This window comes from Cryobacterium sp. MDB2-A-1, assembly GCF_004402675.1.
Taxonomy (GTDB): domain Bacteria; phylum Actinomycetota; class Actinomycetes; order Actinomycetales; family Microbacteriaceae; genus Cryobacterium; species Cryobacterium glucosi.
This window is the reverse complement of the sequence record NZ_SOFK01000030.1, coordinates 145,989-158,634: the sequence shown is the minus strand read 5'-3', so window position 1 is coordinate 158,634 and position 12,646 is coordinate 145,989. Positions and strand designations below refer to the sequence as shown.

9 protein-coding genes and 1 pseudogene are annotated in these 12,646 nt (G+C 69.3%); 5 read left to right on the top strand and 5 right to left on the bottom strand.

Features of this window, described 5'->3' with window-relative positions; translation table 11 throughout:
* Positions 1-127 (top strand): annotated as a pseudogene (locus E3O39_RS19520) (rhamnose isomerase); the annotation flags it as partial.
* A 115-nt stretch (positions 128-242) separates the two neighbouring features.
* The gene (locus E3O39_RS12630) at positions 243-1,703 is read left to right on the top strand and encodes a rhamnulokinase family protein (RefSeq protein ID WP_134448626.1); all 1,461 of its coding nucleotides are present in this window, start codon (positions 243-245) and stop codon (positions 1,701-1,703) included.
* 150 nt (positions 1,704-1,853) lie between these two features.
* On the opposite strand, the gene fucO is transcribed toward E3O39_RS12630, so the two are convergent.
* Positions 1,854-2,993 (bottom strand): lactaldehyde reductase, encoded by a 1,140-nt coding sequence (gene fucO / locus E3O39_RS12625; RefSeq protein ID WP_241985066.1) that lies wholly within the window; start codon positions 2,991-2,993, stop codon positions 1,854-1,856.
* Between the two features lie 256 nt (positions 2,994-3,249).
* On the opposite strand from fucO, the gene E3O39_RS12620 reads away from it, so the two are divergent.
* Both E3O39_RS12620 and E3O39_RS12615 read left to right on the top strand, forming a co-directional pair.
* The gene (locus E3O39_RS12620; protein WP_134448622.1) at positions 3,250-4,059 is read left to right on the top strand and encodes an HAD family phosphatase; all 810 of its coding nucleotides are present in this window, start codon (positions 3,250-3,252) and stop codon (positions 4,057-4,059) included.
* Positions 4,056-6,575, top strand: coding sequence for a glycoside hydrolase family 65 protein (locus E3O39_RS12615; protein WP_134448620.1), 2,520 nt, complete (start codon positions 4,056-4,058; stop codon positions 6,573-6,575). The genes E3O39_RS12620 and E3O39_RS12615 overlap by 4 nt, the downstream gene beginning before the upstream one ends.
* Before the next feature lie 23 nt (positions 6,576-6,598).
* Here the strand turns inward: E3O39_RS12615 and E3O39_RS12610 are convergent, their stop codons facing one another.
* Positions 6,599-7,624, bottom strand: coding sequence for an aldehyde reductase (locus tag E3O39_RS12610; RefSeq protein WP_134448618.1), 1,026 nt, complete (start codon positions 7,622-7,624; stop codon positions 6,599-6,601).
* Positions 7,625-7,684: 60 nt separating this feature from the next.
* On the opposite strand from E3O39_RS12610, the gene E3O39_RS12605 reads away from it, so the two are divergent.
* Positions 7,685-8,095: a nitroreductase/quinone reductase family protein gene (locus E3O39_RS12605; protein ID WP_134448616.1), complete on the top strand. Its 411-nt coding sequence runs from the start codon at positions 7,685-7,687 to the stop codon at positions 8,093-8,095.
* Between the two features lie 7 nt (positions 8,096-8,102).
* Here the strand turns inward: E3O39_RS12605 and E3O39_RS12600 are convergent, their stop codons facing one another.
* The 3 genes from E3O39_RS12600 to E3O39_RS12590 form a co-directional block, all read right to left on the bottom strand.
* On the bottom strand, positions 8,103-10,505 hold the full coding sequence (locus tag E3O39_RS12600; RefSeq protein WP_134448614.1) for an excinuclease ABC subunit UvrA: 2,403 nt from the start codon (positions 10,503-10,505) through the stop codon (positions 8,103-8,105).
* A gap of 72 nt (positions 10,506-10,577) precedes the next feature.
* A complete protein-coding gene (locus E3O39_RS12595) occupies positions 10,578-11,648 on the bottom strand; it encodes a D-2-hydroxyacid dehydrogenase (RefSeq protein ID WP_134448612.1) in 1,071 nt (356 codons plus the stop codon).
* A gap of 17 nt (positions 11,649-11,665) precedes the next feature.
* Positions 11,666-12,643 (bottom strand): sugar kinase, encoded by a 978-nt coding sequence (locus tag E3O39_RS12590; RefSeq protein ID WP_134448610.1) that lies wholly within the window; start codon positions 12,641-12,643, stop codon positions 11,666-11,668.
* Between the last annotated feature and the right edge of the window lie 3 nt (positions 12,644-12,646).

The following is a 12,646-nucleotide window of genomic DNA, read 5'->3' as shown; positions in this document are numbered from 1 at the left end:
CCTCGCCGCGTGGCGCGAGTCCCGCGGGCTTCCGGCCGACCCTATGAAGGCGTTCGCGGCATCCGGTTACCAGGAGAAGATCTGCGCAGACCGCGTCGGCGGCACCCAGGCCGGCTGGGGCGCCTGACCCCACCCGCATTCGGCACCACCCGTTGCCGTTTCGGACGACAGTGGCCGGCACACCGGCCGCAGTCGTCCGAAACGGCAACTCCTTTAAGTTCTGACGAGCAGAGAGTACGAAGATGACCACCAGCACGGATGCCGCAGTCGTCGCGGCCGTCGACCTCGGCGCCACGAGCGGCCGGGTCATGCTCGGCCACGTCGGGCCGAACGAGCTGCGCCTCCGCCCGGTGGCCCGCTTCGCGAACGGGCCGATTCGCCTGAATGAGGACGGGCATCCCTCGCTGCACTGGAACATCGTCGAGCTCTACCGCAATGTGCTCGCCGGTCTCGGGACCGCCGCCGCGGAAGAGCCCGCCCTCGTGAGCATCGGCGTCGACTCCTGGGCCGTCGACTACGCGCTGCTGCGGCAGGGGCGGATGCTGCAACTCCCGTACCACTATCGCGATGCGCGCACCCAGCCCGCTGTCGATCTCGTCCACCGGATCGCCGCCCCCGCCGAACTCTATGCGGCCAACGGACTCCAGTTCCTGCCGTTCAACACGCTCTACCAGCTGACCGCAGACCTGACCGCCGGCTCGCTCGACCAGGCCGACCAGGTGCTGCTCGTGCCCGATCTTCTGAACTACTGGCTCACCGGCGTCGCCGTCGCCGAACGCACCAACGCATCAACGACCGGCCTCCTCGGCGTCGGCAGCCGAGAGTGGGACGAACCGCTCATCGACCGGCTCGGCTTCGACCGCCGGATCTTCCCGCGCCTCGTCGATGCCGGGACCCGGATCGGTTCCCTGCTCCCTGACGTCGCTGGCGAGATCGGCGCCCGCGCCCCGATCGACGTGACGGCCATCGGCTCGCACGACACGGCATCCGCCGTCGTCGCGGTGCCTGCCCTCAGCGACGACTTCGCCTACATCTCGTGCGGCACCTGGGGGCTCGTCGGCGTCGAGCTCGAGGCCCCGGTGCTCAGCGCGGCAGGCCGCGCGGCCAACTTCACGAACGAGGGCGGCGTCGACGGCCGCGTGCGCTACCTGCACAATGTGATGGGCCTCTGGCTGCTCAGCGAGTCGATCCGCACCTGGGAGCACGCCGGCGAGACGATCGTTCTCGCCGACCTGCTGCGTGCGGCCGGCGAGGTCACCCGGCCCGTCGCCGTGTTCGACGCCGACGACCAGCGCTTCCTCGCCCCCGGGGACATGCCGGGCCGCATCCGCGACTACTGCCTCGAGCACGACCTGCGCGTTCCGCGCTCGAACGCCGAACTCGTGCGCAGCATCCTCGAGAGCCTCGCGGATGCCTTCGCCCGCGGCGTCGAGACCGCAGCCGCGCTTTCCGGCACCGACGTACGGGTCGTGCACATCGTCGGCGGCGGCTCGCAGAACCGCCTGCTCTGCCAGCTCACGGCCGACCGGCTCGGCCTGCCCGTGCTCGCCGGCCCCGTCGAGGCGACCGCGATCGGCAATGTGCTCGTGCAGGCGCGGGCCCAGGGCCTCGTCACCGGTTCGCTCGAGGGGCTGCGCGCCCTCGTCGCCCGCAGCTTCGTACCCGAGCGGTATACGCCGGTCCGGACTCTCGTCAGCCGATAGCCGGCACGGGGAAACAGGGGAAACAGAAAGGAGCGGCCGGCGCACACGCGCCGGCCGCTCCTGTTCTCAATCCACCAACCCGAGGTCTCCCTTTCCGGTCGAGAGCGCCGTGTATACGGGTCACTCTCGACCGGAAAGGTGACTCTGGGATCAGTAGATCGAGGTGTACAGCGCGAGGATCTGCTCGACGGTCACGTCGCGCGGGTTACCGCCGGTGCAGACGTCGTCGAAGGCGGCCTGGGCGAGTGCCGGGAGGTCCTCCTCCTTCGCACCGATCTCGCGCAGTGTCGTCGGGTTGCCGAGGTCGCGGGCGAATGCCGTGACGGCCGTGACGGCCGCGGTGCGGGCATCCTCGACCGACAGGTCTGCGGCACCGGCAACCGCGAAGGCCACCGCGATGTCGCGGAAGCGGTCGCCGGTCGCGTCGGCGTTGAACGCCATCACGGGGGCGAGCAGGATGCCGTTGGCCACGCCATGCGGGGCGTTGTAGAAGGCGCCGAGCGGGTGGGCCATCCCGTGCACGAGGCCGAGGCCGACGTTGGAGTAGCCCATTCCCGCGCTGTATTGGGCGAGGGCCATCCGGTCCGCGGCAACCGGGTCGCCGTCGGCGGCGGCGGCGAGGGACTCGGCGATCATCGTGATCGCCTTGAGGTGGAAGAGGTCGGAGAGTTCCCAGGCGCCCTTGGTCGTGTAGCCCTCGATCGCGTGGGTGAGCGCGTCCAGTCCTGTGGCGACCTTGAGCGAACGTGGCGCGGATGACATCATCTCGGAGTCGACGACGGCGACGATCGGAATCGCGTGCGGGTCGACGCAGACGAACTTGCGGGAGCGTTCGACGTCGGTGATCACGTAGTTGATCGTGGTCTCCGATGCGGTTCCCGCCGTCGTCGGAACGGCGATGATCGGAACGGAGGCCCGCTTCGTGGCCGCGACGCCCTCGAGCGAGCGCACGTCCGCGAACTCGGGGTTGTTCGTGATGATGCCGATGGCCTTGCAGGTGTCCTGCGGCGAGCCGCCGCCGATGCCGATCAATACGTCTGCGCCCGAGGCCGCGAAGGCCGCGACGCCGCGCTTGACCGCTTCGATCGGCGGGTTCGGGGTGACGTCCGAATAAACCTCATAAGGGATTCCGGCATCGTCGAGGAGTGACGTGACCTTGCCGGTGACGCCGGTCGTGACGAGCACCTTGTCCGAGACTACAAAGGCCTTGGTGAAGCCGCGGGAGGCTATTTCACCGGGGATGACGCTAATGGCCCCTGCGCCGAAGTGTGCCGTTTGGTTCCAGATCATGCGAGTGATCATTGTCTGACTTCTCTCTGTGTGCGTTCAACGTTGAATCGTTTCACTTAGAGAAAGTCTACTCGCCGGAGGCACAGGGCATAGGCTTGTTTTGTACTCAGGCGCAGGCCCACCCCGGACCCGGTGGACACGCGTCGCTCGCGATCCTCGTCACCGCCGCCGAGATGTCGACACCCGGGCGAATACATCCCCCCACCATTCCCCGGCGCCTCCATTTTCAGGCATCTATCGAGAAGAGCTCCCGTCTATGACTTCTCCGACATTTCCCCTTTCGCCAGCCCAGGCCCGCGACCGCATCCTCGGTTTGCGTGGCGTGCTCTTCGACCTCGACGGCGTGCTGACTCCCACCGCGGACGTGCACATGGTCGCGTGGTCCCGGCTCTTCACCCCCTTCCTCGAAGACCAGGGGGTGAGTCCCTCCTATAGCGATGCCGACTACTTCAGGTATATCGACGGCAAGCCCCGCTACGACGGCGTGCGCAGCCTCCTCGCCTCGCGCGGGATCACGCTGCCAGACGGCGACCCCACGGATGCCCCGACGCAGGACACCGTGTGCGGCCTCGGCAACCGCAAGAACGCGGCCTTCAACGAGACCCTCGCGGAAGACGGCGTGACTCCGTACCAGGGTTCCCTCGACTTCCTCGACTACGTGGTCAACGCCGGGCTGCAGGTCGCCGTCGTCACGAGTTCCCGCAACGGCGAACTCACCCTCGGGGCAGCGGGCATCCGTGATCGCTTCGGTATCGTCGTCGACGGCAACCTCGCCGCCGAGCGTCGGCTCGCCGGGAAGCCCGCGCCGGACACCTATGAACTCGGCGCCGAGCTGCTCGGTCTCACGCCGGCAGAGTGCGTCGTGGTCGAAGACGCCGAGTCGGGAGTGCAGGCCGGCCGCGCCGGTGATTTCGGGCTGGTTCTCGGCGTCGACCGCGGCGTCGGACCGCAGACCCTTCTGGACGCCGGAGCCGATATTGTCGTCTCAGACCTCGATGAACTGGTGCCCCGCCCGTCCGAGCCCAGCACGTCACCCGAAACCGCAACGCAGGAGGCCACCGCATGAACCTGACCGAAGAGGTCATCCAGGACCCTCTCGACCGCAATCGCTTCCCGGTCGACGAATGGGCCCTCGTCGAGACGGCGTTCACCGGAGCCGACATCGGACGCACCGAGACCCTCTTCGCGGTCGGCAACGGCTACCTCGGCCTGCGCGGCAACGTCGACGAGGGCAGGGACGGCCACGTCCAGGGCACATACATCAACGGTTTCCACGAGACCTGGCCGATCCGGCACGCGGAAGAGGCCTTCGGTTTCGCCCGCGTCGGCCAGACGATCGTCAACGCTCCCGACGCCAAGATGATCCGCGTCTACGTCGACGACGAACCGCTCGTGCTGACCCTCGCCGAGTTGCTCAGCTACGAGCGCCGGCTCGACTTCACCACCGGCATCCTCTCTCGCTCACTCGTCTGGCGCACGCCATCGGGCAAGCGCGTCCTGATCCGGTCCCGCCGGATGGTGTCGTTCACCGACCGGCACCTCGCGATCATCGACTACGAGGTCACCATGCTCGACGCGGATGCGTCCGTCGTGATCTCGAGCCAGATCCTGAACCGCCAGGACGGCATCAGCGAGTACGACCGGCCCAAGGGCTCGATGACGACAGACTGGGACCCGCGCAAGGCGGAGTCCTTCACCGACCGGGTGCTGCAGCCACGCTTCAAGCGCGCTTCCGGCGGCCGGTACATCCTCGGCTTCCGCTGCACGAACTCGGCGATGACGATCGCCTGCGCCGCCGACCACCAGATCGAGACAGCCAACGAGTTCGTCGAGTCCTCCGCTATCGGCGACGACCTCGCCAAGCACGTGTACACGATCAAGGCCAAGCAGGGCAATTCGATCCACATCACGAAGACGCTCAGCTACCACACCTCCGCGGGCGTGCCCACTCACGAACTCGCCGACCGGTGCGACCGCACCCTGGACCGCGCGCGGGACGAGGGCATCGAATCGTTCATCGCCCGCCAGCAGGAATGGCTCACCGACTTCTGGGCGCGCACCGACGTGCAGCTTCCCGGGCAGCCCGTGCTGCAGCAGGCCGTGCGCTGGAACCTGTTCCAGCTCGCCCAGGCCTCGATGCGCGCCGACGGCCAGGGCGTCTCCGCGAAGGGCGTGTCCGGCTCCGGCTACGGCGGCCACTATTTCTGGGACACGGAGGTCTACGTCCTGCCGTTCCTGACCTATACCTCTCCGAACGCGGCCCGCAACGCGCTGCGTTTCCGGCACGGAATGCTGGACCAGGCCAGGGACCGCGCGACGGAGCTCAACCAGCTCGGCGCCCTGTTCCCGTGGCGCACGATCAACGGGCTCGAGTCCTCCGCGTATTACGCGGCGGGCACGGCCCAGTACCACATCGACGCCGACATCGCCTATGCGCTCAGCCAGTACGTCGCCGCAACCGGCGACGAGGACTTCCTCGCCCGCGAGGCCATCGACATCCTCGTCGAGACGAGCCGGATGTGGGCGGACCTCGGCTTCTGGCGCGGCAACGGGCACGGCAACGACGTGTTCCACATCCACGGTGTCACCGGGCCGGACGAGTACACGACCGTCGTCAACGACAACCTGTACACGAACATCATGGCGCGCTCGAACCTGCGGAACGCCGTGACCGCGGTCCGCCGGCTGCGGTACATCGACCGCGACGCCTACGACGCCATGGTCGCCCGGCTGAACCTCCAGGACACCGAGATCGCCGAGTGGGCCTTCGCCGCCGAGGCGATGCACATTCCCTTCGACAAGGGCCTGGCCATCCACCCGCAGGACGCGCAGTTCCTCGAGAAGGAACGCTGGGACCTGTCCCAGACGCCTCCGCAGAACCGGCCGTTGCTGCTGCACTACCACCCGCTCGTGATCTACCGCTTCCAGGTCCTCAAGCAAGCGGATGTGGTCCTCGCGCTGCTCCTGCAGGGGGACCAGTTCACTCCGGAGGAGAAGCTCGCCGACTTCGACTACTACGACCCGCTCACGACCGGCGACTCGACCCTGTCCGACGTGGTCCAGTCGATCATCGCGGCCGAAGTCGGGTACCACGAGCTCGCGCTCCGGTACTTCACCTCCGGCCTGTTCGTCGACCTCGCAGACCTGCACCACAACGCGGCGGACGGCGTTCACGTCGCATCCGCCGGTGGAGTCTGGAGCGCCCTCGTCTACGGATTCGGCGGCATGCGCGACCACAACGGCCGGGTCACCCTCGACCCGCGGCTGCCGGAAGGCTGGGAGGGGCTCACCTTCCGGATCACGCTCAAGGGCACCCGGCTCCGGATCGACCTCAGGCAGGACGAGGTCGAGGTGACCGTCGAGGCCGGCGTCGAGGCGAAGCTCGCCGTGCGCGGGGCGCCCGCTTTCACGGTGCGTCTCGGCCAGCCCGTCATCGTCCCGCTCGAGCACCAGGGCGCCCGCACTCCCGGGGCTCCGTCGCCGGCTGCGATCGAGGGCGGACGTCGCGACGACGGCACCGTGATCACCTCGTCGATCCCGACGATCGCGCACCTGACCGACTTCATGGACCAGGTCGACTGATCCCGCCTCTCGTGCGCCGCCGGTCAGAGAAGCCGGAGGCGCACGAGGCTCTCCGCGGTGGCGAGGATGGCCTCCTCGTTGGACAGAGGTTCCCAGCCGAGCATCCGCCTGGCCTTGTCATGGGAGGCGTTCCGCGTCGTGCCGAGTTGCGGGGCGACCTGCCGGAGCGGGGCGCTGAACGGGGCGAGGACACGGACGAGCCAGGTCGGCATCACCCGGCGGGGCACCCGACTCGCGACGTCGCCGAGGTTCGACCTCAGCAGGGCTGCGATCTCCGGAAAGGTCATCGGGGGTCCGGCGACGGCGAGGAACCGTTCGCCGGGCGCGAGCGGGCTCGTCATGGCGCGCAAGTGCAGGTCGGCGACATCGCGCACGTCGACGATGTTGGTCTCGATCCGCGGCACCGCGGGCACAGCACCCGTCAGGAGCCCGCGGAGGAGTTCGACGGAACTGGAGAGGTCTGTCCCGAGCACGGGTCCGAAGATTCCGACCGGGTTGATCACCGTGAGCTCGAGGGTGCCTCCCTCGCGATCGACGAAGTCCCAGGCCGCACGTTCGGCGATGGTCTTCGACCTGACGTATGCGCTCACTGAGGCGGTCGGGTCCGTCCAGTCGTCCTCGGTGAACGGGCGGTCCGGATGCTGGGCGCCATACCCGACGGCGGCGAACGAAGAGGTTAGCACGACCCGCCGCACGCCGGCGTCCCGCGCGGCCCGGAGCACCCGCAGTGCGCCGTCGCGGGCGGGGACGATGAGCTCGTCCTCGTCCGCCGGCTCACGTGCGGGGAAGGGTGAGGCGACGTGCAGGACGAAGGCGCAGCCGTTCACCGCTTCCGCCCAACCTGCGTCGGAGAGCAGGTCGGCGACGGTGAACGAGAGGGCGCTGCCGGCATCCGCCCCGCCCGCGGCGACCATCGCGCGCACCTCGGGCTCCCGGGTGAGGGAGCGCACCGTCGTGCGCACCCGGTAGCCGTCGGCGAGGAGCCGCACGATGCAGTGCGCGCCGACGAAGCCAGACCCACCGGTCACCAGAACCAGCTCACCACTCATGAGATCCTCTTCCCGTTGTAAAATCCCTGCACCGGCAGCTCGTCGACGAGAGGCAGTCTAGTGAGCGACTTCAACGAACAGATCATCTCGGAGTTCCGGGAGAACAACGGTCATGTCACCACGGCCGGGTTCGGGTCCAACCTCGTGCTCCTGCACACGACCGGGGCGCGCACGGGTGCCGAGCGCGTCAGCCCGGTGATGTCCATCCGCGACGGGGACGCCTGGCTCGTGGTCGCCTCCGCCGGCGGCCGGCCCCAGCACCCGGCCTGGTACTTCAACCTGCTCTCGCACCCGGAGACCTCCATCGAGACCCCGGAAGGGACGGTCGCGGTCACCGCGACCGATTTGGACGGCGACGAGCACGCCAGAGCCTGGGCGAAGATCATCGCCCTCGCGCCCGGCTTCGCCGGCTACCAGGAGCGGGCCGTCGAACGCCGGATTCCGGTGCTCCGGCTGGTCCGAAACGCCTGAGCGTCGCCTACGCCTGCAGTCGCCGCTCGAGATAGGGGGCCGTCCTGCTCTCGGCGTGGGTGGCGACGACCTCCGGCGGACCGGCCACGAGGATACGGCCGCCAGCGTCCCCTCCGGACGGGCCGAGGTCGATCACCCAGTCGGCCGCCGCGATGACGTCGAGGTTGTGTTCGACAACGACGACGGTGTTGCCTGCGTCGACCAGCCGGTTCAGCTGGGCGAGCAGGAGCTGCACATCCGCCGGGTGCAGGCCCGTTGTCGGTTCGTCGAGCAGGTACAGGGTGTGGCCGCGGCGGGCACGCTGGAGCTCGGAGGCGAGCTTGATGCGCTGGGCTTCCCCACCGGAGAGCTCTGTGGCGGGCTGGCCGAGGCGGAGGTAGCCGAGGCCGACCTCGCGGAGGGTCTCGAGGCTGCGGGCGGCCGCAGGCACGTCGGCGAGGAACCCGGCGGCATCATCGACGCTGAGCCCGAGGACCTCTGCGATGGTCTTGCCGCGGTAGTCGACCTCGAGGGTCTCCGGGTTGTACCGGGAACCGTGGCACGCCGGGCACAGGGCGTAGCTGCCGGGGAGGAAGAGGAGTTCAACGGTGACGGAGCCCTCACCGAGGCAGGTCTCGCAGCGGCCGCCGGCGACGTTGAAGGAGAAGCGTCCCGCCCCGAAGCCGCGGCTGCGGGCTGCGGGGGTGGCCGCGAAGGCCGCGCGGACCGCGTCGAACAGGCCGGTATAGGTGGCGAGGTTCGAGCGGGGGGTGCGTCCGATCGGCTTCTGGTCGACGGCGACAAGGCGGTCAACCGGGTCATCGGCGACGATCTGGCTGATCAGAGATGATTTTCCCGATCCGGAAACGCCGGTGACCGCGGTGAGGAGCCCGAGCGGGAACTCGGCGTCGAGATCCTGAAGGTTGTGCACGTTGACCCCGCGCAGGCCGAGCCAGGCATGTGGTTCCCTCCGCGCCGGCGCCGGGACCGCGGCATCCGTCGTGTCGGAAGCGGGGAACAGGAACCGCCGTGTCACCGACTCCGGGACCCCGGCGAGCCCGCCGACCGGACCGCTGTAGAGCACCTCGCCGCCGCCGGTTCCTGCGTGCGGACCGACGTCGATGACCCAGTCGGCGGCGCGCACGACGTCCATGTTGTGTTCGACGACGAAGACGGAGTTGCCGGAGGACTTGAGCTGCTCGAGCACGACGAGGAGGGGTTCGGCGTCGGCGGGGTGCAGACCCGCAGAGGGCTCGTCGAGCACGTAGACGACGCCGAAGAGTCCAGACCTCAACTGGGTCGCGATCCGGAGGCGCTGCATCTCACCGGGCGAGAGCGTCGGGGTGGAGCGCGAGAGGCTGAGGTAGCCGAGGCCGAGATCGACCAGCACCTCGATGCGCGCGAGCAGGTCGCGGCTGATCGTGGCTTCGACCCCGGCGGATGCCTCGCCGCGCCCTGCGGAACCGGCCTGCGTGAGCGGGCGGAGGGTCTCGGCGAGGGTGGTGAGCGGCAGCCCGGCCAGCTGGGAGATGGAGAGCCCGGCCACCGTCACGGCGAGGGCGGCCGGGGTGAGTCCGCTCCCGTCGCAGAGCGAGCAGGGTCCGGACTCCACGAACCGGAGCGCGCGCTCCCGCTGACTCTGGCTCTGCGAGTCGGCGAGGGTGTGCAGGACGTAGCTGCGCGCACTCCAGAACCGGCCCTGGTACGGCTTGGCGACCCGGTCGCGCTGCGGCGTTATCTCCACGACGGGCTGCTCCTCGGTGAAAAGGATCCAGTCCCTGCTCTCAGCGGGGAGGTCGTTCCACGGCACGTCGACGTCGTAGCCGAGGGCGATCAGGATGTCGCGGAGGTTCTTGCCCTGCCAGGCGCCCGGCCACGCCGCGACGGCGCCCTCGCGGATGCTGAGGGTCCCGTCGGGCACGAGGCTCGCGCGCGTCGGGAGGTGCGCGATTCCGAGCCCGTGGCAGCGCGGGCACGCCCCGGCCACGGTATTCGGGGAGAAGGAGTCCGATTCGAGCCTGGGCGCATCCGCCGGGTACGTGCCCGCACGGGAATACATCATGCGCAGTGAATTCGACAGGGTCGTCAGGGTGCCGACCGTGGACCGCGAACTCGGCGTGCCGCGCCGCTGCTGCAGGGCGGCCGCGGGAGGGAGGCCCGTGATCTCGTCCACCTGCGGGGTGTGGCCCTGCTGGATCAGTCGGCGGGCGTACGGGGCCACCGATTCGAGGAACCGGCGCTGGGCCTCTGCGAAGATCGTGCCGAAGGCGAGCGACGACTTGCCGGAACCGGAGACGCCGGTGAACGCGACGATCGCGTCGCGGGGCGCGTCGACGTCGACATCCCTCAGGTTGTTCTCCCTGGCTCCCCGCACCCGCACGAAACCGGGGGTGGGAGAGACGGAGGGGAGAGACGAGGTCGGAGTATGCATCCGTCCGACCCTAGTCGCCGCACCTGACTGCGCGCCGATTCGGACAGCAGGCCAGGCCTGGGAACGATCGACTCAGTAGAACTCGACCGTGTTGACGATGTTGCGGAGGGGGAGGCCGTCGAGGAACCGGGTCGCGTTGTCGGCGAAGAGCTCGGCGATCCGGCGTTCCTCCTCGGCGTCGAGGGCGGCGGTGTGGGGGCTGATCACGACGTTCGGGAAGTCCCAGAGCGCGCTCGCGGTGTCGAGCGGTTCCTTCGCGAACACGTCGAGGGCGGCGAAGCCGATCCGGCCAGACTCGAGGGCACGGATGAGGGCGTCCTCGTCCACGACGGTGCCACGCCCGATGCTGACGAAGGTCGTTCCCGGCCGGACCGCGCCGAAGACGTTCTCGCCGACAAGTTTCAGGGTCGCGGCCGTTCCCGGCAGGGCGACGACGATCGCGTCCGCGCTCGCGGCTCCGGCCGCGAGGTCCTCCGTTCGGATCAGCTCGTCGACGAAGGGAACGGGCAGGTCGTCCCTGCTCGTCCCGATCACACGCATCCCGAGCCCCTTCGCGAGCCGGGCGACCTCGCGCCCCACTCCGCCCAGCCCGATGACGAGCACCGTCTGGTCGCGCACCTGGCCGAGGGCCCTGCGCTCCGGCCACGCGTGCGCGCGCTGGTCGCTTTGGAGCACGGGCAGCTGCTTCGCTCCGGCCATGATGCCGAAGATCGCGAATTCGGCGAGCGGGCCGCCGTGCACCCCGGCCGAGGTCGTGAAGACCACCCGGTCGAGATCGGCCTGACCGAGGCCTGCGGACTTGACCTGCGAGCCGCCGCCCGCCGCCATCACCTGCACCCAGCGGAGTCCCGGATTCGCCTCAACGGTTCGGCGAAGGGCGACCGGGTTCACGTCGGGGATGCCGAAGAGCACGTCGGCCGAGTCGAGCATCCGCTCGAAGTCGGCCTGCTGTCCGGCGGTGCGCCGGAAGGCGGGGTCGCCGCGGTAGTCGGCAGGGCGGCGCATCGGCGGCAGCAGGGCCTGGTCACGCACGAGCTCGATGCGGGGTTCCGCCCGCTCGATCAGCCGGCAGAGCTCCTCGCTCAGCGGGGTCGCGACAACGACGCGGAGGGTGGCGGGTGGGACGGGTGGTGCAGTGGTCATGCTGTCAGTCTCCCTGATCAAATGGATGCCGGCGCATGCGCCTCGAGGAATGTAGCGAGTCCGGCCCGGTCGGGCAGGCCCTCCTGGTCACCGCGCGACGTCGTGGCCAGCGCGCCGACCGCGCCGGCACGGTGCACCCAGTCGGCGAGTGGGAGCCCGTCGAGGGCCGCACTGAGGAGTCCAGCGGAGAAGCCGTCGCCCGCGCCGACCGTGTCGACGACAGACACCGAGAACGGCGGGCAGCTCGCGTGCGTCCCGTCCGCGGCGAAGAGTTCGGCGCCGCGGGAACCGGCCTTGACCGCGACGACCTTCACGCCGCGATCGAGGTACCAGCGGGCGATTCCCGCCGGGGTGGTCTCCCCGGTGAGGATGTGCCCTTCGCTCGTGCCGGGCAGCACCCAGTCCGCCTGCACGGCGATCTCATTGATCGCGCGCACCATTTCCGCGGTGTCGGCCCAGAGGCTGGGGCGCAGGTTCGGATCGAAACTCACCGTCGCGCCGGTTTCACGTGCAACATCGACGGTCTGGGCGGCGAGGTTCCGCGGTCCGTCGCCGATCGCGAGCGGGATCCCGGTCAGGTGCACATGCCCGGCACGGCGCACGTAAGCGGCCGTCGCCTCGGTTGGCGCGAGCGTACGTGCCGCTGAGTGCGACCGGAAGTAGACCACGAGCGGGTCTTCGTCCTCGCCCGGCCGGTTCTTCAGCTGGAACCCGGTCGGTTCGCTCGCGTGCAGGTCGACCTGGCCGACATCGATGTCGTTCGCCTCGAGCTGTTGCAGGACGAATTCACCGAACGGGTCCGTGCCGAGACGCGTGATGAACCCGACGCTGTGGCCGAGCCGCCGCAGACCGACGGCAACATTGAATTCCGCACCCGCCAGCCTGCGGGTGAAGCGGTCGACCCGGGCGAGCGGACCGGACTCCTCCGCGACGAACATCGCCATGATCTCGCCGAAGGTGACGACGTCGAAGTCCCTCTGGACAGTGCTGGGCATGTG

What these genes read in the sequence shown, in the direction of transcription:
- E3O39_RS12630 (WP_134448626.1), top strand. Translation starts at nt 243, where the DNA reads ATGACCACCAGCACGGATGCCGCAGTCGTCGCGGCCGTCGACCTCGGC.
- fucO (WP_241985066.1), bottom strand. Translation starts at nt 2,993, where the DNA reads ATGATCTGGAACCAAACGGCACACTTCGGCGCAGGGGCCATTAGCGTC.
- E3O39_RS12620 (WP_134448622.1), top strand. Translation starts at nt 3,250, where the DNA reads ATGACTTCTCCGACATTTCCCCTTTCGCCAGCCCAGGCCCGCGACCGC.
- E3O39_RS12615 (WP_134448620.1), top strand. Translation starts at nt 4,056, where the DNA reads ATGAACCTGACCGAAGAGGTCATCCAGGACCCTCTCGACCGCAATCGC.
- E3O39_RS12610 (WP_134448618.1), bottom strand. Translation starts at nt 7,624, where the DNA reads ATGAGTGGTGAGCTGGTTCTGGTGACCGGTGGGTCTGGCTTCGTCGGC.
- E3O39_RS12600 (WP_134448614.1), bottom strand. Translation starts at nt 10,505, where the DNA reads ATGCATACTCCGACCTCGTCTCTCCCCTCCGTCTCTCCCACCCCCGGT.
- E3O39_RS12595 (WP_134448612.1), bottom strand. Translation starts at nt 11,648, where the DNA reads ATGACCACTGCACCACCCGTCCCACCCGCCACCCTCCGCGTCGTTGTC.
- E3O39_RS12590 (WP_134448610.1), bottom strand. Translation starts at nt 12,643, where the DNA reads ATGCCCAGCACTGTCCAGAGGGACTTCGACGTCGTCACCTTCGGCGAG.